Here is an 18,682-nt window from a genome sequence, read left to right as displayed (position 1 = left end):
GGTGGTGCCGAGCTTACCGTGCGGGGGTCGGGCTCCGGGTTGGGGCGAGATCAGCGCCCCAGCAGCTGCTGCACCGCCGGCAGCTGGGAGGTGTCCTTGACGATCAGCACCACGCTCAGGCCCACCAGGAACACAAAGCCCGACTGCATGAAGGCCATCTGGAAACGCTCGGGTAGGGGTTTGCCGCGCACGCCCTCGAGCAGCAGCAACACAAACTGACCGCCATCGAGCAGGGGCAGTGGCAGGGCATTGAGCACTGCCAGGTTGATCGAGATCAGGGCGGTGAAGATGAACAGGCTGCTGCCGCCCTGTTTGGCCAGCGATGCCCCCATCTCGACGATTTTCACCGGGCCGCTCACCTGGCTGGCGGTTTCGCCGAAGTGGGTGGCGAGGGTGACGAAACCCTCCACGGTGCGGCTGGTGAGGGCGACGAAGTCGTGGTTGGCCTGGCGGAAGGGCTCAAGCGGATTGCGGGCGGGGCGGAAGGCCTCGCTGCCGTTGGGTTGCAGCTGGGCGCCGATGCGGCCTACGCCGCCGAGGTCGGCGGGGGTGAGCTGCATGGCCACGGTCTGACCGTTGCGCTCGGCATCGAGGCGCAGGGTTTGGTCAGGGGCGGCCTTGATCCGCTCCACCAGGGCGGCCACGCCGCTCTGGCCGCCGCCGAGGGGCTGGCCATCGAGGCGCATCAGGCGATCACCAGGTTGGAGGCCGGCGGCGGCGGCGGCCTGTCCAGGCTGCACGCCGCTCACCAGCACGCCGGGGCTGGCGCTGAAGCCGGCGGGGATGCCGAGCACCAGGCCCTGGCCCAGCAGCACGGCATAGGCGAGCAGCAGGTTGGCCATCACCCCGGCGGCGATCACCAGGGCGCGCTGGGGTAAGGGCCGGTTGGAGAGCAGGTTGGGGTCGTTTTTGGGGATGGGGCTGTCGTCGTCGTCATCGGGGAAGGCCACGAAGCCGCCCAGCGGAATGGCGCGTAGGGCGAATTGCACGCCGCGGCGCTGGCGCTCCAGCAGCACCGGCCCGAAGCCGATCGAGAAGCTGCTGACCCGGATGCCCTGCCAGGTGGCGGCAAAAAAGTGCCCCGCCTCGTGCACCACGATCAACCCCGCCAGGATCGCCAGTGCTGTGAGAACGCCCATTCAGGCCCTGCTGTGAAGGCCTTCATTGTGGTGGGTTTGGGGTGCCAGCCGTTTTTGGGGCTGGTTCCTCTCCGTGGGGCCTCCAGACTTCAGTACAGCCTGTACGGAATTCGGGCAGCCCAGACGGGAGATCCGCGAGTTTGGCCCCCAGCTTCACCCTGCGCTGATCCTGGCGCTCCCGAAGTAGGGCACCAGGGCGGCGGGGAGTTTCACACTGCCATCGGGTTGCTGCCCGGTTTCGAGCAGGGCGGCCATGGTGCGGCCGATGGCCAGGCCGGAGCCGTTGAGGGTGTGCACCAGGTGGGTGCCCTTGCCCTGCTTGTAGCGGATGGCGGCGCGGCGGGCCTGGAAGTCGTTGCACACCGAGCAGCTGGAGATCTCGCGGTAGGCGCCGGCGCCGGGCAGCCACACCTCGAGGTCGTAGGTGCGGGCGGCGGAGAAGCCCAGATCCCCGGTGCAGAGCTCGATCTTGCGGTAAGGAAGCTCGAGACCTTCCAGCACGGCTTCCGCGTCGGCGGTGATCTGTTGGTGGGCGGCGGCGGACTCCTCGGGATGGCAGAACCAGTAGAGCTCCACCTTGTTGAACTGGTGCAGGCGGATCAGGCCGCGGGTGTCGCGGCCGTAGGAGCCGGCTTCGCGGCGGAAGCAGGGGGTGTAGGCGGCGTATTTGAGCGGCAACTGCTCGGCGGGGATCACCTCATCGCGATGGAGGGAGGTGAGCGGCACCTCGGCGGTGGGGGTGAGCCAGAGGTCGTCGTCGGCGCAGCGGAAGCTCTCTTCGGCGAATTTGGGCAGCTGGCCCGAGCCGGTGAGGCTGGCGGAGTTCACCAGGATCGGCGGCATCACCTCCTGGTAGCCCTTGCTGGCGTGCAGATCGAGCATGAAGCTGATCAGGGCCCGCTCTAGCCGGGCGCCAGCGCCCATCAGGGTGATGAAGCGGCTCTGGGCGATGCGCACCGAGCGCTCGGTTTCAAACAGCCCCAGCCGCTCGCCGATCTGCCAGTGCTCCTCGAGCCCCGCTTCCACGCGGGGGCTGCCCCAGCGCTTGATCTCCACGTTGTCGGCCTCCACGCGGCCGTCGGGCGCGTCGGGCGAGGGCAGGTTGGGCAGGGCGGCGAGGGCCTCGCGCAGCTGAAGCTCGAGGGCTTTCTCCTGCTCCTCGATGCTGGCCACCTGATGCTTGATGGCATTGCCCTGGTCGCGCAGGGCCTGCACCTCTGGACCTTTTGGGTCGCCTCCACCCTGGATCAGCTGCCCTACGGCCTTGCCGATGCGGTTGCCCTCAGCCTGCAGGCCGCTGCGCTGTTCTTCGAGATCGCGCTCCTGGCGGGCGATCTGCTGCAGCGGGCCGAGGTCGAGCGTCATGCCGCGCCGCCCGAGCTGCTGCGTGATCAGCTCGGGGTTGTCGCGCAGCAGGCGCTGATCCAGCACAGACCCAAGGCAAGTAAACCGAGCCTACGGGGCAAGGTTCACAGCACTTGCACCACTTCGCTCACCTCGGGGATGGCCTCGCGCAGCTTGCGCTCGATGCCCATCTTGAGGGTCATGGTGCTGCTGGGGCAGGAGCCGCAGGCGCCCTGGAGCCGCACCTTCACGATCGGCCCGTCGATCTCCACTACTTCCACGTTGCCGCCATCGGCCATCAGGTACGGGCGCAGCTCATCGAGGGTGCGCTCCACGTTTTCAATCGTGAGGGCGTGGGGGTCGGCGCTGCTGGGGGTGGCGTTTTCGGGTGCCGTGGTTTCTGTTGTCATGGCTAAGGGTTGGGGGCGATACCAAGGAGCTTAGGAATGGATCGCGGCGGCAGGGCCTCTCCCTAGGATCGCTGCCATGACAGACGTTCCCGTTCAACGGATCCGAAATTTCTGCATCATCGCCCACATCGACCATGGGAAATCCACCCTGGCCGACCGGCTGCTGCAGGACACAGGCACCGTCGCTGCCCGCGACATGCAGGAGCAGTTCCTCGACAACATGGAGCTGGAACGTGAACGCGGCATCACCATCAAGCTCCAGGCCGCGCGCATGGAGTACACGGCAGCCGATGGCGAGCCCTACATCCTCAACCTGATCGACACTCCCGGCCACGTTGACTTCTCATATGAAGTGAGCCGTTCCCTGCAGGCCTGCGAAGGGGCCCTGCTGGTGGTGGATGCGTCCCAGGGTGTGGAAGCCCAAACCCTGGCCAACGTGTATCTGGCCCTAGCCAACGATCTCGAGATCATTCCCGTTCTCAACAAGATCGACCTGCCGGGAGCCGATCCCGAGCGCATTGCCGAAGAAATCGAAGCGATCATCGGCCTCGATTGCTCCAACGCCATCCATTGCTCCGCCAAAACCGGCCTCGGTGTGCCCGAGATCCTGCAGGCCGTGGTGGATCGGGTGCCGCCCCCACCCGACAAGGTGGCTGAGCCGCTGCGGGCGCTGATTTTCGATTCCTATTACGACCCCTACCGGGGCGTGATTGTGTATTTCCGGGTGATATCCGGCTCGATCAGCAAGCGCGACAAGGTGCTGCTGATGGCGTCCAAGAAAACCTACGAGCTCGATGAGGTGGGCGTGATGGCGCCTGATCAGCGCCAGGTGGAGTCGCTTCACGCCGGCGAGGTGGGCTATCTCGCCGCTTCCATCAAGGCCGTGGCCGATGCCCGCGTGGGCGACACGATCACCTTGATGTCCAATCCCGCTGCCGAGCCCTTGCCCGGATACACCGAGGCCAAGCCGATGGTGTTCTGCGGCCTGTTTCCCACCGACGCCGACCAATACCCCGATCTGCGCGAAGCCCTCGACAAGCTGCAGCTCTCCGATGCGGCGCTCAAATACGAGCCCGAAACCAGCAGCGCCATGGGCTTCGGCTTCCGCTGCGGCTTTTTGGGCCTGCTGCACATGGAGATCGTGCAGGAGCGGCTCGAGCGGGAATACAACCTCGATCTGATCGTCACCGCGCCGTCGGTGATCTATCAGGTGAACATGCTCGATGGCAGCACCTTGATGGTGGACAACCCCGCCACCCTGCCCGATCCGCAGAAGCGCGAATCGATCGAAGAGCCCTATGTGAAGCTCGAGATCTACACCCCCAACACCTACAACGGCACCTTGATGGAGCTGTGCCAGGAGCGGCGCGGTGAATTCATCGACATGAAATACATCACCACCGATCGGGTGACGCTCCACTACGAGATGCCGCTGGCTGAGGTGGTGACCGATTTCTTCGACCAGATGAAATCGCGCACCAAGGGCTACGCCTCGATGGAATACAGCCTGATCGGCTACCGCAAAAACGAGCTGGTGCGCCTCGATGTGCTGATTAATGCTGAAAAGGCCGATCCACTTACCACGATCGTGCACCGCGATAAGGCCTACAACGTGGGCAAGGGCCTGGTGGAGAAGCTGAAAGAACTGATTCCTCGCCAGCAGTTCAAGATCCCCATCCAGGCCTCGATCGGCAGCCGCGTGATCGCCTCCGAAAGCATCAGCGCGATGCGCAAGGACGTGCTCGCCAAGTGCTACGGCGGCGACATCTCGCGCAAGAAGAAGCTGCTGCAGAAGCAGGCCAAGGGCAAGAAGCGGATGAAGGCGATGGGCAAGGTGGAGGTGCCCCAGGAGGCCTTCATGGCAGTGCTCAAGCTGAATCAGTAGCTCCCCCTGATGGGCGGCCGTGGGGGCTGTGGGAATGCTGAACGGGTCGTTGTCAAACAGGTGCCCCGATGGCCCCGTTACCGCGCTTGCGACCACGGTTTTGCTTTGGCCCTTGCTTTTGCTTTGGCCCTCGCTCTCGACCGGCGCAAGATGGCTTTCTGTTGCCGCTGTCCACTGCCGCCTCCCTGCTGTTGATGCTCAGCAGCCTGTCGCTGCAGGCGGCGGCACTCCAATCCCGCAGCCAGGTGAGTGCGGGCCAGCGGCTGCGCCAGGCCGAGGATGGGCTGATGTCGGCGGCCCAGCACCTGCTGGCGGATCCCCGCAGCGTTGATCAACTCGCCGCCCGGGTGGGCGAGACAGGCCAGGTGGGCCCGGTGGCCTACCGGCTGGTGCGGGTTGAGGGCCCCACTTGGCAGGACGCCGCTGAGGCCGGGGCTCCGCAGCGGGGCCAGGCGGTGGCCACGCTGGAGCTGCTGGCCAGTGCCGAGCAGCCGCGCCCGCTGCAGGCGGCGTTTGCCCTGGAATTGATGCGTCAGGCGGCCGCTGAGGGACTGGCGCCCCCGCAGTTGGTGGCGCTGCGGGAACTCGGCTTGCGGGGTCGCTCCGCCGCGGCGGGGGCGTCATGAACCTGGTGGAAACCCTGGTGGCGTCGGTGATTCTGGTGGTCTCGTCGAGTTGCTCCCTGCAGCTCTGGGCCAGCGGCACCAGCTCAGCGGCGGCGGCGGAGCAGCGTCAGCAGCAACTCGGGCAGCTGGAGATCGCCCTGCTGGGCAGTCAGGCCCGGCTGACGGCCATGGCGGCCGAGCCCGTGGCGGCCGACTGCGTGGATGCCGCCCGCTGGCTGGCCGCCCATCTGCAATCCCAGCCTCTGGGGGCAGGGTTGAGCCGTGTGGTGAGCGCCGAACCCGGCGCCCTGGTGCGCGTGCAGATCACTGCGGCGGAGGTGGGGCAGCGGCAGCGCTGGCTCAGCCCGGCGGCCTATGGCCTGTGCGGCTCAATGGCGCCCACAACTGAGCCCCCAACTGAGGAGCAGACCGATGCCACGCTTTGACAGCCGCACCGCACACGCTGGCTTCAGCCTGCCGGAGGTGTTGGTGGCGATGGCGGTGTTGGGAATCCTGGCCGCGATGAGTGTTGGCTCGGGCCAGCGCAGCCTGGCGCTGATGCGGGTGGAGTCGACCAGCCGCCGGCTGGCCCTGGGCCTTGAGCAAGCACGCCAGGCGGCCGCGCGCCACGGCCAGCCCTGCGCCCTGGCGCTTGGACCCTCGGGCTGGCGTGAGCCCAGTGGCGGCAGCTTGCCGGCCTGTGGAATCAGCGATGGCGCGGAGCAGGAGCACCAAGCCGGCGTGGAGCTGCGGCACAACCTGCCTGCGGCCCTGCGATTCAGCAGCAACGGACTGGTGCTGGATGGCGGCACGGTGCTGATCGCTGCTGAGGGCATCGAGCTGCGGCGTTGCCTGGTGCTGTCGTTGCCCCTGGGGGTGGTGCGGCTGGGGCGCTATAGCGGCCCGGCGGATGGCACGCCCAGCAGCAGCGCCTGCCTTGCCGATGGGGCGTTATGACCCACAAGTGTCTTGCTCAATCCCAGGGGTTTTCCCTGGTGGAGTTGTTGCTGGCCCTGGTGATCGGCTGCGGCCTCACCGGCGGGCTGCTGCAGGCCATGCTGGCGGAAGGCAGCAACGGCCAGCGGCTGGGCCGGTTGCTGCGCGAGCGGGTGGTGGCCCGGCGCACGCTGGAGCTGGTGCGGGGCGATCTGCTGCAGGCCCAAGGCCAGGCTGATCCGGCGGTGCTGCCGCCGGCCTGCAATCTGGCCGGGCGCACGGTGGTGCTGCATCTGGCCACCGCTGCCGGACCGATCACCTACTCGCTGGGCAAACCCGCCGAGCCGATCTGGCGCGGGCGGGTGCTGATGCGCTGCGGGCCGGCCTATGGACTCCATGGCGAACTGGGCAGCGGCGCGGCCCAAAACCGGGTGGTGCTTGATGCCCTGGCCAACAGCGATGGCTTTCGGGCTGAGCCCGGCGCCGATGGGGTGCTGCAGCTGCAGGTGCAGCAGAGCTGGGCCGATGGCGGGCAGCTGCGCAGTGAGTTGCCGGTGGCGCTGCTGCGGGGTGCCTGAAGGCGACTCAGGGATCGAGGTCGATGCGGGCGTCCTTGAAGATCAGGATCTCTACGCCAGACAGCGTGTTGGTGCCTTCCGGGCGGGTGCCATCGGCGCTGGCTGCTGCGTTGTCGGTCACGATGCAGCTGCTTTTGGAGCAACCAGCGGAGAGGGAGTATTCGCTGCGATTCCCTTTGAAAAACACCACATCGAGGCCAGAGCCGCCAATCACGGTGTCGTTGCCGGGGCCAGGAAGGTAGAGGTTTTGGCCTTGGCCGCCATAGAGCGTGTCGTCGCCACCACGGCCAACGAGTTCGTTTCGGGTGTCAGTAATACCAGTGTTTGTAGGACTGTCTCCGTAAAGCGTGTCGTTTTGATTGCTGCCCACCAAGCGATCGCTGCCACCCATTCCATAGGCTGTGCAGGCATCAATGCCATTGATTCCGCCATCGCCACATTCCAGAATGTCGTTTACATTGGAGCCGGGGATCGTGTCGCCACCACCTTTGCCGCACATCAGCACTTCGTCTTCGCTGGTGAGTGCACCAATGGGAACGCTGAGGGTGTCTGCGCCAGTGGTTGATCCCACGGCCCAGTTGTACATGCCGCCCCCGCACAAGCTGCCTTCACCGGGGCGTGGATAGAGAGGGTTGACGCGGGAGTGAACGCCCGCATCCTGGCTGTAGGCACGGGTTGAAAGGCCTTTCAGAGCCAGGTTAAATGTGAATGATTTGCTGTCGCTGCTACTGGCTGCAAAGCCATTCCCAATGGCGTCACCATCCAGCCCATCCACCATCATGGCGAGCTGGATTGGCTGGGAGGAATCGTAGCGGCCTTCGGCCGTGATCACCGGGCCGCAGCGCCACAGCGCATGGCTCGGTAGAGAGCCGCTCACACTGGGCTTCACCCCATAGATCACCAATGGCAGATCACGGCGGAGATCCAGAGCCGCGCGGAATTGGTCCGTTTGAAAGCCACAACTGCTGGGAATGTTCACCTTGCTGGCAGTGGTGATCACCTGCTGGCTGAGAGCGGCTTCAGCTTCGATGAAAGATGAGGCTCGCGACCACTCGCTTTTCTGGCGTTCGGCTGCCTCCATGCGCTCATCGGTGCGCATCTGGCTCAGCATGATTTGACCAGCTCCCACCACCAGCAAGCCGCTGATGAAGCCTGCTATCAGCAGTTCTGGAAGCGTGAACCCCTCAGCTTGCCGTGGTGTGGTGATCACCATGCACTAGTCCAGTCGCAGCGGTCGTTGAGCACGCGTCCTAGCCGGATCAGGCCAAGCGGTGATAGCACCGCGATGCAGCGGTTGTGGCTTTGTTTGGTGCTGTGCAGCTCAATCAGAGCATTGTCGGGCGTGGTGCCGCGCGGTGTGTAGCGCACTGTCAGCGCGCTGCCGGATGACGAGCTGCTGCAGGGTGTGAACTCCGCGCTGGGATTCATCAATCTGGCGCAGAGCTGCACGATTTCGCCTTGTCCCACCTGCTCTTGCAGATTGAAGGTGAAGGGCCGTGGAGGATCCTGAAAATCGCAGTTTCCCAGGGTGGGATCCGTGACCAGCTCCAATGTGCCGCTGGCGGGATTGATTTGCACGGTGCAGGTTTTGGAATTTTGGATGGCCATGCGCCGTATTTGATCGAGCCCGCCAGCGATAGCTTTGCCGCCTGAATTGAGGCGAGCATCATTCATGAAGCGGTAGTAGCTGCTCAGTCCGACCACGCTGGTGAAGCCCATCAGCACCACCACCAGCATCAGCTCAACCAGGGTGAAGCCTTGGCTGTTGCGGGATCGCATTGGCCTCAGGGACACCAGCCGGTGGATTCCGGCACGATGATCGCCTGTTGATACACCGGGCTGTTGCCGGATTCCGAGGAAAGCGAGCTGTATTTCACCGCGAGCTCGTTGCCCGTCGCGCTCACCGTGCGCGAGATGCTCACCCCCCGAAGGCTCACTCCTGAGAGGGTTGGGGGAATGGCCAGGGTGGAGGTGCCGCCCAAGGCAGTGTCGGTGGATGCCAGGCCTTCGGCCAGGGTGCCTGCCCTGCAGCGGGTCACATCCGGAACGAAGGTGATCTGCCCATCAGCAAAGGAATTTTCGCGGGCCGTGGGGCAACCGGCTGGCTCATTGGGCTGGGGGGATGGATCGCAGCGCACGTAGTTGAACGCTGTGGCCCGCAGGCCTTCGAGATCTTTGGCGATCAGGGCGCTGATCGCATCGCGCTCGCGGCTTTTGCTGAAGCTCTTGCCCGATTGCGTGAGCGTGCCCACCGAGTTGGTCACCACCAGGGCCAGAATGAAACCCTGCTCCTGGGGCTTGTTTGCCTTCAGGAGCAGGAATTTGCGTTGCCAGTGATGAGTGGACATGATTGGCCTTGATTCGCAGAATTAACTTTGGAACATGGCCGCTACTTAGGGCTAAGTAAAGCTGGTTAAGTTTGTCCTATTTCTTCTTTCGTTCTTTTGCCCTGTTAGCTCCAGGCGCATGCCATGGAGCCGTCTTGCTTGACGGTAATAGTTGCTATTGTCTTCCCTGAAGATTTGTCATCTGCAAGGCATTTAACTCCAGCCGGGGCTGCAGGGGAGAGTGCTGCGGTCGGAAGTAAAACATCTTGCTTGCCATCACATTTTGCGGTGGGGACAATGCCGCTGGCTCCAAGTCCAAGGGTCTGCTCTACCCCAGTAACTTGCCCCACTGCACATTCTTTTGCGAGTCCAACCAGTTCACCTACCTTGGCGGACGCTGCTGCCCGATCCCGCACCCCTAAAAACTGAGGAATCGCCACAGCAGAAAGAATGCCGATGATCGCCACCACGATCATCAGTTCGATCAGGGTGAAGCCCTGGGCCAGGCCCTTGCGGTCTTGTTTGGTGATCAGGCGGTTGAGCAGAAGCTTCTGCTGCATCAGACGTGTGGAGCTGGTCATGGGTCCGTGGGTTGGATTCCTGCAGTATCGCCGGAGTGTCTTTCCCGGTCTACAGGGTCTGCTGAGATCTGTCTGAGAATTTGCTTGGCCATCGTTTCTGACCCGCCCTTCGCAACGACCCTGCTTCCAGCCCACGTTCCTGCTGGCGGCCAATTGGCAGCTGTTGCAATGGCGCCGTTTGCAGGGCCCGCAACCGGTCCAGCAGCTTCTCGAACGAGAAGGATTCACCCGGTAGTCGTCGGCACCGGCATCCAGGGCGTTCACCCGGTCTTCGATGCCGTCAACGCCGGTGAGCATCGGCAGGGTCTAATCGAGCAGCAGCAGATTCCAGGGCTCAGCGCGGATCAGCTCCAGCTCCAGCTCGCTGCGCAGGAACGGGCGCTGGCCATGGGCGGAGGTTAGGAGGGGGCCGCGTTACGGCAGAACCTTGCTGGCAAGCTTTTGCAGTCGCTGATCAGCCGTCAGAAGCAGCGCTGCTTCTCGCCTGGCCAGGGCCAAGTAGAGGCAGTCATAAACGGGGTGGTCGAGATGGCAGGCGAGGGCCAGAGCTTCCACCTGGAGGTGACGATCCGGTTCGATTTGGTCCATCAGATCGCGGGCGTCGGCCAGCAGCTCCTGGGGATCCTGTGCACTGAGGTGGCCGGTGCGATGCAGTTTCCAGAGCGTGTTGGCAACTTCGCTCAGCATCAGTTCAGGCGCAAGCACCAACGGGGCTCGTTCGATGTGCTGCGCCCATTGGGATGCCTCCGGATCGCCCGTAATCAGCCTCACCACCGCTGATGCATCCAGCACGCAGGTGGCGAGGGAGGGTGCTGTCATCCGCGGTCACGGTCGGCCCGGATGAGATCTTCCGGTGACTGGGTCCACTGTAGGGGCAAGCGCTGCTTCCAGCGCTGCTGGATCCGCTCCAGGGTCAGTTGGCGACGCTGGCGCTGATCGCCGCCCGCCATGGTTTCCAGATCGGCCAGCGCTTGCTGGCTCAGGCTGCGCTTGTGGGCACGGGCCCGCCGCTGCAGCAGGCGATGCAATGGCTCGGGCAGGTCGCGAATCTGGAGTGAGGGCATCGCTACCCGAGGAAGGTGAATGCCGATTGTAGTGGATATGCATGCATCATGCATGCGTTATGCGCTGGCCATGGGCGGAGGTTAAGGGGGCGCTGCGTCGGTGGGAATCAGCTCAAGGGCGCCTTGTCCGCCCGCCACGGCGAAGGTGCTGAGGCGTCTGTCGAGGCTGGCCAGCACCCCTCCTTTTTGAACCGCCAAAGCCAGCAAAAAGGTATCGGTGATTTGGCCCGATTCCACCAGGGCCGATGGGTTGACATGCCCCAGGCCCAGCAAGCTCGGGGCCTCCGCCCAGAACTGATGCTGGGGATGGGAGACGAGCTCCTGCAAAATCCGACTCACCACCGCCGGTGATCCCGGGGAATTGGGGTATCGCGGATGCCCCACGATGCGCAGTACGGCGTTTTGGGTCACGGCACAACTGGCCCAATCGGCCTCTCCCCGGCTCGAAAACCAGCGATGGGAGCTGTCGTGATGCACATGCCTGGGGTCGATCAAGGCGATCAGCACGTTTGCGTCGAGCAGGGCGACCGGGATCACTCGCCGTCCTCCCGCAGGCTGTTGACCAGATCGAGATCCACCGGGCCTCCGGTGGGCTGGAGGGGCAGCAACGGAAAGCCATTGCGGTGTTCCTGAGGTGCTCTGGCGAGATCCGCTGGCACTGGCGTGGTTAAGGCGCTGCGCAGCAATTGGCTGATCACGCTGCCGATGGATTGGCGCCGTTCCCGAGCCAGAACCCGGGCAGCCGAGAGCACGTCGTCATCCAGCCGCAGGGTGGTGCGCATTTGGTGCCTGGCATCAAACATCAAAATAGATCTGATCGCCGTGGCGCTGCAGCCCCATCTCTGCTCAACTGGTGCCCACCGCCATTGGCGCACCTCTTGTTTGCAGGCTTTGCCCTTCGCCGCGCCACCAGCCTTTCGGGCCGCATGGCCCGTTGGGGGCTGGCGATCGTGGTGCTCTATGCCCTGGTGGCCCTGCTGACGCCGCTGCTGGTGCACATCGGCTGGTTGGCGGATCCCAACGCCGGCCTGCAGAACCCTATCTATGCGCCGCCGTCGCTGGCCCACTGGTGCGGCACCGATCGATTGGGCCGTGATGTGTGCGTGCGCACCCTGGCCGGCAGCGGCGTGGCCCTGCAGGTGGTGCTGCTGGCCCTGGTGATCGCCCTGGTGATCGGCGTGCCGCTGGGCATGGTGAGCGGCTACCTGGGCGGCTGGGTCGATCGGGTGCTGGTGCTGCTGATGGACACCCTCTACACCCTGCCGGTGCTGCTGCTCTCGGTGGTGCTGGCGTTTCTGTTGGGCCGCGGCCTGCCCAATGCCGCTGCCGCGCTGTGCGTCGTCTATATCCCCCAATACTTCCGGGTGGTGCGCAACCAAACGGCTCAGGTGAAGGCGGAGTTGTTTGTGGAGGCGGCCCAGTCGCTCGGGGCGGGCCCGCTCTGGATCCTGCGCCGCTACATGCTGCGCAACGTGATCACGTCGGTGCCGGTGCTGCTCACCCTCAACGCCGCCGATGCGGTGTTGGTGCTGGGCGGCCTCGGCTTCCTCGGCCTGGGCTTGCCCGAAACCATCCCCGAGTGGGGCGGCGATCTGCAGCAGGCCCTCACCGCTCTGCCCACCGGCATCTGGTGGACCGCCCTCTATCCCGGCTTGGCCCTGTTTGTGCTGGTGCTCGGCCTGTCGTTTCTGGGGGAGGGCCTGGAGAGCTGGCTGAGTGGGGCCGACGGCCAGCGGGCGGGATCCTGAAGCCGACTTCAGGGGCGCAGCTGCCGGGCGCACTGCTCGCTCAGCGCTTTTGGGTTTGTTGAACGTTCTGTTGAACAAACCCAAGTTGCCGATTCTCCTTGCCTCCTGACCAGCCCCTCCGCGAGCGGCGAGTTTTGGCATGAAGCTGCGCCAGAATCGGTGGGTGTGAAGGTCGAACCCATGCCCTGGTGGTTGGATCTGCTCCTGCTCTCTGCCGCGGCGGCCCTCTGGTTCAGCGGCAGCGCCGACCCAGACGACGTTTGGGGTCTTTTCCAGAAGCTGCTCGCCGCTGTGGCCCTGGCGGTGGTGCTGCTGGGCGGCCGCCAGATCCCGCTGGAGCTGCTGGCCCTCGGCGTGGCCCTGTGGCTCCCCAGCGCCCGCCGGTTTCAGTAGCGCATCTTCAGGGTGCGCGGCAGGTTTTCGCTGATGGCGCCCTCGGCATCGAGAGCCGGGTAGGGCCGCCCTTCCCGCTGGCACCAGGCCGCCACCTCGGGGTAGGCCCACTCAAACAACAGCGGTCCGTAGCGCTCCGCCGGCACCCCTTCGCCGCAGGTGGGCAGCACCCCGGCAGCCTGCCGCTGGCGCAGCGCCTCAAACAGCAAGGTGGCGCAGGCCACGCTCACGTTCAGCGACTGCACCATGCCCTGCATCGGGATCACGATCGGCTGGTCCACCAGCGCCGCCGCTTCTGCGCTCAGGCCCCACTTCTCAGCGCCCAGCACCAGGGCACTCGGGCCGGTGAAATCGCAGGCGCGGTAGTCCACCGCCTCCACCGACAGGTGGGTGCCGTAGAGCCGGAAGCCCTGGGCCTTGAGCTGCTGCAGCAGGGCCACGCTGTTGCTGTGGCGGTGCAGCGGCACCCACCTCTCGCTGCCCTTGGCTGTGCAGTTGAAGGTGGGGGTGCGGCCCGCCAGGCTCACCACATGGGCCTCCAGTACCCCCACGGCATCGCAGCTGCGCAGGATCGCCGAGAGGTTGTGGGGTTTGTCGACGTGCTCGAGCACCACGGTGAGGTCGCCCATGCGGCGATCGAGTACGGCCTTGAGCCGCTCGAAGCGGCGGGGCAGCAGGGGCATGGCGTTGGAATCTGGCGTCAAGGGCCGTTGCGCCATCCTCAATCAACACCCCACCAGCAACGCCCCTACCGGCTGGGGAGCTGGTGTTTCGGGCGAATTGGATTTGTTGAACAACTTGTTGCACACATGCAAACCGCCGATGGCACATCCCCGCTCCCGCCCGCGCCCAGCGCTTCCTTCGACCAGCGGGTTTATGCCGCGGTGGCCGGCATCCCCTGCGGGCAGCTGGCCACTTATGGCCAGATTGCCGAGCTGATCGGGGCCTACGGCGCGGCGCGCCAGGTGGGTTGGGCGTTGCGGCGGCTGCCCTTGCCGTCGCCGATTCCCTGGCAGCGGGTGGTGAATGCCCGCGGCCAGATCAGCTTCAGCCCCAGCCGCGAAGGCAGCGACTGGATCCAGCGCGAGCTGCTGCTGGCCGAAGGCATCCCCGTCGACGCCGCCGGTCGCCTGCCCCTGGCCCGCCACCGCTGGCGGCCGCGCTAGGTGTGGAGTTGGATCACCGCCCGCACCACCCCTGACCCCGTCGCCCGCCGCACCGCCCACCGCGCCCCCTGCCGCGATCGGTCTGGCGCCACGCCAGTTGGCCTGGCAGGTGTTGCTGGCGGTGGGGGGTGGCGCCTACGCCGATGTGGCCCTGGAGCGGGAGCTGCAGCGCCATCCTCTCGACGGGGCCGACCGCGCTCTGGCCACCGAACTGGCCTACGGCGCCATCCGCCAGCGGCGCCTGCTCGATGCCTGGCTCGATGCCCTCGGCAAGGTGCCGGCCGCGCGCCAGCCGCCCAAGTTGCGCTGGCTGCTGCATCTGGGGCTCTACCAACTGCTGTTCAGCAGCCGGGTGCCGGCTTCGGCGGCGGTGAGCACCACCGTGGAGTTGGCGAAACGGGGCAAGCTTGGCCGGCTGGCGCCGGTGGCCAATGGCCTACTGAGGGCCTGCGGGCGGCGGCGCGCGCAGGCCGGACCTGAGCCCTGGGATGGGTTGGGCCCCCTGCCCGGCGATCCTGCGGCTGCGTTTGGCCTGCGCCACTCCCTGCCCGAATGGCTGGCGCAGCTGGCGCTGCAGTGGCTGCCCGCTCCAGAAGCAGAGGCCTTCGGCTGCTCCTGCAACCAGGCCCCCGCCCTCGATCTGCGGGTCAACCCGCTGCGCACCAGCCGTGCGGCCCTGCTGGAGGCCTTCGCCGCCGTCGGGCTGGAGGCGGCCCCCCTGCCGGATCTGCCCAACGGCCTCACGCTCCTGGGCCGCAGCGGCGAGTTACGAGCCCTGCCCGGCTACGCCGAGGGCCACTGGTGCGTGCAGGACCGCGCCGCCCAGGCGGTGGGCCTACTGCTCGCTCCCCTGCCTGGCGAGCGGATTCTCGATGCCTGCGCCGCCCCCGGCGGCAAAAGCACCCACCTGGCCGAGTTGATGGGCGACCAGGGCGAGGTGTGGGCGGTGGATCGCTCCGAAGGGCGGCTGCGCCGGGTGGGCGTTAACGCGGCGCGCCTGGCCCTGCAGAGCATCCACACCCTGGCCGCCGATGCCGCCCAGTTGGCGGCCGACAAGCCCGAGTGGCGCGGCAGCTTTGATCGCATCCTGCTGGATGCCCCCTGCTCAGGGCTCGGCACCCTGGCCCGCCACGCCGATGCCCGCTGGCGCATCACGCCCGAGGCGATCGCCGAGCTGGTGCTGCTGCAGCGCCAGTTGCTGGAGGCCCTGCTGCCCCTGCTCAAGCCCGGCGGCCAGGTGGTGTACGCCACCTGCACGGTTCATCCGGCTGAAAATGCCGAGCTTCTCGATGGCGTCCTGGCCGACCACCCCAGCTGGCAGCGGCTGCAGCAATGGCAGCGCTGGCCGGAGCCCAGCGGTGGCGATGGCTTTTTTGCGGCCCTGCTGCAGGCCCCGCTGCCACCCGCGGCCTTGGCGGCTTAGGGCGGCGGGGGTGCCGCCACCGGTGGCGGTGGGGCGTCCAGGGGTGGCGGTGGTGTGGCCTGGGGTGCGGCCGGGGTGGCCGGTGCAACGGGCGCTCCTGCTCCGGGTGCGGTGGCGCCTGGCTGCTCGTTGACCCCCGGGGTGGGATCGAGCTCCTGTCCCCGCGCGTCCTCGCCATCCAGTGGGGCGTCGGGGCGTGCAGGGGCTTCACTGGGGCGCACCGGCGGCTTCTTGCCGCCCCGGTAGGTGTCCTGCAGATCCGGCTTGGGCGGAAACTGGCGCGCCGGTAGGTCCTTGCTGATCGGCGCCATGAAGGCCCGCCAGGCGTAGGTGGCCACCACGCTGGTGCTCTTGGTGGTGCGGCTGTTGTCGTAGCCCAGCCACACCCCAGTGGTGAGCTGGGGGATCGAGCCGATGAACCACAGATCACGGCCCCCTTCTGAGGTGCCCGTTTTGCCCGCCACCGGCCGGTCCGGCAGGGCGGCGCCGCCACCGGTGCCCGACTGCACCGCCCGCTGCAGCATCCACAGCATGAGGGCGGCGAGGTCGCTGCTCACAGCCCGGCGGCCCTGGTCGCCGTCCACCCGCCGGCTCCACAGCAGCTCGCCGTCGGGGCCGAGGATCTCCTCAAACGGCGTGGGCTTGACGTAGATGCCGCCGTTGTTGATCGCCGCGTAGGCGGCCGTCATGTCCACCACGGTCTGCTCGGTGGCGCCGAGGGCCAGGGGGAAGAAGCGCCCCAGCTCCCGCGTGATGCCCAGGCTCTTGGCCGTGTCGATCACCTTGTCGAAGCCCAGCTCCTGCAGCAGCGCCACCGCCACGGTGTTGAGCGAGTTCTGCAGGGCCACCACCATCGACACCGAGCCCATGTAGCGGTTGCCGAAGTTCTTCGGGCAGTAGCTGGCGAAGCAGCGGGCCGCATCGCGGAACATCCGCTCTGGCAGCATCCCCTGCTCCAGGGCGGTGAGATATACAAACAACTTGAAGGTGGAGCCCGGCGAGCGCAGCGCCTGGGCCGCCCGGTTGAACTGGCTGGCCTTGAAGTCGGTGCCGCCCACCATCGCCCGCACCAGGCCCGTGCCGGGCTCCATCGCCACCAGGGCTCCCTCCATGTCGCCGCTGGCGTAGGTGTTAATCGCCTTCTGCGCCTGCTGCTGCCAGGCCAGGTTGACGCTGCTGCGCACCGTCAGGCCGCCCACCTCCAGTTGCTCGGGGGTGAGCACCTTGGGCAGCTCCTGCTGCACCCAGCTGCTAAACCACGGCGCCCCACTGTCCCAGTATTTGGGCTCGGCCGGCTTCAGCTGCAGCGGCGTGGCCTCGGCCTGTTGCTGCGCGCTGGCGCTGATGAAGCCCGCCTCCTGCATGCGGCGCAGCACCACCGCCCGGCGCTCGAGGGCCAGCTCCGGGTTCACCAGGGGCGAATACACCGAAGGAGCCGGCGGCAGGCCCGCGATCAGGGCCGCCTCAGGCAGGGTGAGCTGGTCGGGGGTTTTGGAGAAGTACACCCAGGCCGCATCCGCCACGCCGTAGGCGCTGGAGCCCAGATACACCACATTCAGATACTCGCTGAGGATCTGCGGCTTGCTGAGCTGGCGCTCGAGCTTGCCGGCCAGGGCGGCTTCCTTGATCTTGCGCACCAGGGTGCGGTCCTGGCTGAGAAACACGGTGCGGGCCAGCTGCTGGGTGATCGTGCTGGCGCCCTCCTCAACCGAGCGCTGGGTGATGTTGCGCATCAGAGCCCGGCCGATGCCCACCGGGTCGATGCCGTCGTGGTTGTAGAAGCGCCGGTCTTCCGCGGCGATGAACGCCTGCTCCACCAGGACGGGCATCGTTTCGGGGGTGAGCTTCTCGCGCGTCACCGGGCCGATTTTGTGCACCACCTGGCCGTCGGCCGAGAGGATCGTCAGGGTGCCGGGGCGGTTGAAGTGGTTGATGCCACGGGCATCGGGCAGCAGGCTGTCGAAGCCGGACACCAGGGCCGCCTGGCCGCAGGCCACGCCCCCGCCGATCAGTGCCGCCAGCACGCCGGCACCCACCAAGTTGGTGCGGCGCGTGGGCTTGCCGGAGCTTTTGACCGTGCGGCTCACCTCAGGCAACGAGGGCGCTGTGGCCGATAGCCAGAGCCGTCACCAGCATGCCTAACACCAGGAAGGGTTGGGCACTGGCCTGGTATTTCACATCAAAGGCCACCGGATCGCGCAGCAGCCAGATGTCTTGGAAGGTGATCTGGGGAATGATCAGCAGCACCAGCAGCACCGCGGCGAAATGCTGACCGATGGCGATCAGCACGGCCACCATGGCCAGCTGAAACACATCGATCATGCCGGCGCTGATCCAGCTGGCCTTCTCGATCCCGAAGGCCACGGGCAGCGATTGCAGCCCCAGGGCCCGGTCGCCCTCCACGCTCTTGAAGTCGTTCACCACGGCGATGCCCAGGCCTGCCAATGAGTAGGCCAGGGTGAGGATCGCGGTGGTCCAGGTGAGCTGGCCAAACAGCGCCTGGCCGGCCCACCAGGGCAGGGCGATGTAGCTGGCGCCGAGGGCGTAGTTGCCCAGCCAGCCGTTCTGCTTGAGCTTCAGCGGCGGGGCTGAATAGATGAAGCTCACAAACGAGCCACCCAGGGCCAGCAGCAGCAGCACGGGGGTGGAGTGGCCGGCCCACAGGTCGAGCCCATAGGCCACGCCCAAACCCGCCAACAGCAGGATCCAGATCTGGGCCTTCACCTGGCCCAGCGGAATCGCGCCTGAGGGGATGGGACGGTAGGGCTCGTTGATCGCGTCAATCTCGCGGTCGTAGTAGTCGTTGATGGTTTGCGTGTAGCCGGCCAGCAGCGGCCCGCTCATCAGCATGCAGGCGATCGAGGCCCCCACCTCCGGCAGGGTCCAGTGGAAATTGCCTGATGCCGCCGCGCCACACAGCACACCCCAGATCAGGGGGATCCAGGTGACGGGCTTCATCAGCTGCAGCCGGATTTTCCAGATGCTGCTGGTGCCGCTGGCACCCTTCATGCCCAGCAGCTGGCGGGCGCCGGCGCCGCTGGAGGCTTCAGGGTTGGGGCTGTTGGTCAAGGCGGGCTGTTCCG

General features: G+C 66.3%; 22 protein-coding genes and 1 pseudogene. 9 read left to right on the top strand and 14 right to left on the bottom strand.

Going from position 1 to position 18,682, the window contains the following annotated elements; translation table 11 throughout:
* Positions 1-50: 50 nt before the first annotated feature.
* From rseP to KBY65_RS09740, 3 genes are all read right to left on the bottom strand, one after another.
* Entirely contained in the window at positions 51-1,139 is a 1,089-nt protein-coding gene (rseP, locus tag KBY65_RS09750) for an RIP metalloprotease RseP (protein ID WP_094560532.1), read from the bottom strand.
* Positions 1,140-1,292: 153 nt separating this feature from the next.
* The gene (serS, locus tag KBY65_RS09745; RefSeq protein WP_094560530.1) at positions 1,293-2,570 is read right to left on the bottom strand and encodes a serine--tRNA ligase; all 1,278 of its coding nucleotides are present in this window, start codon (positions 2,568-2,570) and stop codon (positions 1,293-1,295) included.
* A gap of 38 nt (positions 2,571-2,608) precedes the next feature.
* Positions 2,609-2,893 carry a NifU family protein gene (locus tag KBY65_RS09740; protein ID WP_094560528.1) on the bottom strand — a complete coding sequence of 95 codons (285 nt, stop codon included), beginning with the start codon at positions 2,891-2,893 and terminating at the stop codon, positions 2,609-2,611.
* Between the two features lie 76 nt (positions 2,894-2,969).
* On the opposite strand from KBY65_RS09740, the gene lepA reads away from it, so the two are divergent.
* From lepA to KBY65_RS09715, 5 genes are all read left to right on the top strand, one after another.
* Complete coding sequence (gene lepA / locus KBY65_RS09735; protein WP_094560526.1) at positions 2,970-4,778, top strand: translation elongation factor 4; 1,809 nt, start codon at positions 2,970-2,972, stop codon at positions 4,776-4,778.
* A 161-nt stretch (positions 4,779-4,939) separates the two neighbouring features.
* Positions 4,940-5,404, top strand: coding sequence for a hypothetical protein (locus KBY65_RS09730; protein ID WP_094560524.1), 465 nt, complete (start codon positions 4,940-4,942; stop codon positions 5,402-5,404).
* Complete coding sequence (locus KBY65_RS09725; RefSeq protein ID WP_094560522.1) at positions 5,401-5,829, top strand: hypothetical protein; 429 nt, start codon at positions 5,401-5,403, stop codon at positions 5,827-5,829. The genes KBY65_RS09730 and KBY65_RS09725 overlap by 4 nt, the downstream gene beginning before the upstream one ends.
* Positions 5,816-6,340, top strand: a complete 525-nt coding sequence (locus tag KBY65_RS09720; RefSeq protein ID WP_254987597.1) for a GspH/FimT family pseudopilin — start codon at positions 5,816-5,818, stop codon at positions 6,338-6,340. The genes KBY65_RS09725 and KBY65_RS09720 overlap by 14 nt, the downstream gene beginning before the upstream one ends.
* Positions 6,337-6,897: a prepilin-type N-terminal cleavage/methylation domain-containing protein gene (locus tag KBY65_RS09715; protein ID WP_255001457.1), complete on the top strand. Its 561-nt coding sequence runs from the start codon at positions 6,337-6,339 to the stop codon at positions 6,895-6,897. Before KBY65_RS09720 ends, KBY65_RS09715 begins: the two co-directional genes overlap by 4 nt.
* A gap of 7 nt (positions 6,898-6,904) precedes the next feature.
* Here the strand turns inward: KBY65_RS09715 and KBY65_RS09710 are convergent, their stop codons facing one another.
* The 8 genes and pseudogenes from KBY65_RS09710 to KBY65_RS09675 all read right to left on the bottom strand — a co-directional run bounded on the left by KBY65_RS09710 (position 6,905) and on the right by KBY65_RS09675 (position 11,651).
* Entirely contained in the window at positions 6,905-8,110 is a 1,206-nt protein-coding gene (locus KBY65_RS09710; protein WP_255001456.1) for a hypothetical protein, read from the bottom strand.
* Positions 8,104-8,676 carry a prepilin-type N-terminal cleavage/methylation domain-containing protein gene (locus tag KBY65_RS09705; RefSeq protein ID WP_255001455.1) on the bottom strand — a complete coding sequence of 191 codons (573 nt, stop codon included), beginning with the start codon at positions 8,674-8,676 and terminating at the stop codon, positions 8,104-8,106. The genes KBY65_RS09710 and KBY65_RS09705 overlap by 7 nt, the downstream gene beginning before the upstream one ends.
* A gap of 5 nt (positions 8,677-8,681) precedes the next feature.
* On the bottom strand, positions 8,682-9,245 hold the full coding sequence (locus KBY65_RS09700) for a hypothetical protein (protein ID WP_255001454.1): 564 nt from the start codon (positions 9,243-9,245) through the stop codon (positions 8,682-8,684).
* 404 nt (positions 9,246-9,649) lie between these two features.
* Positions 9,650-9,784 (bottom strand): annotated as a pseudogene (locus KBY65_RS14075) (prepilin-type N-terminal cleavage/methylation domain-containing protein); the annotation flags it as partial.
* Between the two features lie 435 nt (positions 9,785-10,219).
* The gene (locus KBY65_RS09690) at positions 10,220-10,624 is read right to left on the bottom strand and encodes a type II toxin-antitoxin system VapC family toxin (RefSeq protein ID WP_255001453.1); all 405 of its coding nucleotides are present in this window, start codon (positions 10,622-10,624) and stop codon (positions 10,220-10,222) included.
* Positions 10,621-10,869: a FitA-like ribbon-helix-helix domain-containing protein gene (locus tag KBY65_RS09685; RefSeq protein WP_255001452.1), complete on the bottom strand. Its 249-nt coding sequence runs from the start codon at positions 10,867-10,869 to the stop codon at positions 10,621-10,623. The genes KBY65_RS09690 and KBY65_RS09685 overlap by 4 nt, the downstream gene beginning before the upstream one ends.
* Before the next feature lie 81 nt (positions 10,870-10,950).
* Positions 10,951-11,406: a TA system VapC family ribonuclease toxin gene (locus KBY65_RS09680; protein WP_233128602.1), complete on the bottom strand. Its 456-nt coding sequence runs from the start codon at positions 11,404-11,406 to the stop codon at positions 10,951-10,953.
* The gene (locus tag KBY65_RS09675) at positions 11,403-11,651 is read right to left on the bottom strand and encodes a CopG family transcriptional regulator (RefSeq protein WP_094560676.1); all 249 of its coding nucleotides are present in this window, start codon (positions 11,649-11,651) and stop codon (positions 11,403-11,405) included. The genes KBY65_RS09680 and KBY65_RS09675 overlap by 4 nt, the downstream gene beginning before the upstream one ends.
* Before the next feature lie 144 nt (positions 11,652-11,795).
* On the opposite strand from KBY65_RS09675, the gene KBY65_RS09670 reads away from it, so the two are divergent.
* Both KBY65_RS09670 and KBY65_RS09665 read left to right on the top strand, forming a co-directional pair.
* Positions 11,796-12,617 carry an ABC transporter permease gene (locus tag KBY65_RS09670; RefSeq protein WP_255001473.1) on the top strand — a complete coding sequence of 274 codons (822 nt, stop codon included), beginning with the start codon at positions 11,796-11,798 and terminating at the stop codon, positions 12,615-12,617.
* Positions 12,618-12,797: 180 nt separating this feature from the next.
* On the top strand, positions 12,798-13,010 hold the full coding sequence (locus KBY65_RS09665) for a hypothetical protein (RefSeq protein WP_254987591.1): 213 nt from the start codon (positions 12,798-12,800) through the stop codon (positions 13,008-13,010).
* On the opposite strand, the gene trmH is transcribed toward KBY65_RS09665, so the two are convergent.
* The gene (gene trmH / locus KBY65_RS09660; protein WP_094560672.1) at positions 13,004-13,693 is read right to left on the bottom strand and encodes a tRNA (guanosine(18)-2'-O)-methyltransferase TrmH; all 690 of its coding nucleotides are present in this window, start codon (positions 13,691-13,693) and stop codon (positions 13,004-13,006) included. The two genes, KBY65_RS09665 and trmH, sit on opposite strands and share 7 nt — an antisense overlap.
* 126 nt (positions 13,694-13,819) lie before the next feature.
* Here trmH and KBY65_RS09655 point away from each other — a divergent pair, with 126 nt between their 5' ends.
* Together KBY65_RS09655 and KBY65_RS09650 are read left to right on the top strand one after the other, a co-directional pair.
* On the top strand, positions 13,820-14,176 hold the full coding sequence (locus KBY65_RS09655) for an MGMT family protein (protein ID WP_255001451.1): 357 nt from the start codon (positions 13,820-13,822) through the stop codon (positions 14,174-14,176).
* Positions 14,177-14,207: 31 nt separating this feature from the next.
* Positions 14,208-15,599 (top strand): 16S rRNA (cytosine(967)-C(5))-methyltransferase, encoded by a 1,392-nt coding sequence (locus KBY65_RS09650; protein WP_255001471.1) that lies wholly within the window; start codon positions 14,208-14,210, stop codon positions 15,597-15,599.
* On the opposite strand, the gene KBY65_RS09645 is transcribed toward KBY65_RS09650, so the two are convergent.
* Entirely contained in the window at positions 15,596-17,686 is a 2,091-nt protein-coding gene (locus tag KBY65_RS09645; protein WP_409996640.1) for a transglycosylase domain-containing protein, read from the bottom strand. The genes KBY65_RS09650 and KBY65_RS09645 overlap by 4 nt on opposite strands.
* A 1-nt stretch (position 17,687) precedes the next feature.
* Positions 17,688-18,668: a chlorophyll synthase ChlG gene (chlG, locus tag KBY65_RS09640; RefSeq protein WP_094560498.1), complete on the bottom strand. Its 981-nt coding sequence runs from the start codon at positions 18,666-18,668 to the stop codon at positions 17,688-17,690.
* Positions 18,669-18,682: the final 14 nt, after the last annotated feature.

Source organism: Cyanobium sp. Alchichica 3B3-8F6 (genome assembly GCF_024346435.1).
Classification (GTDB): Bacteria; Cyanobacteriota; Cyanobacteriia; order PCC-6307; family Cyanobiaceae; genus Cyanobium_A.
Note: the sequence above shows the minus strand (reverse complement) of the source record. Positions and strands in the feature narration are given on the sequence as shown.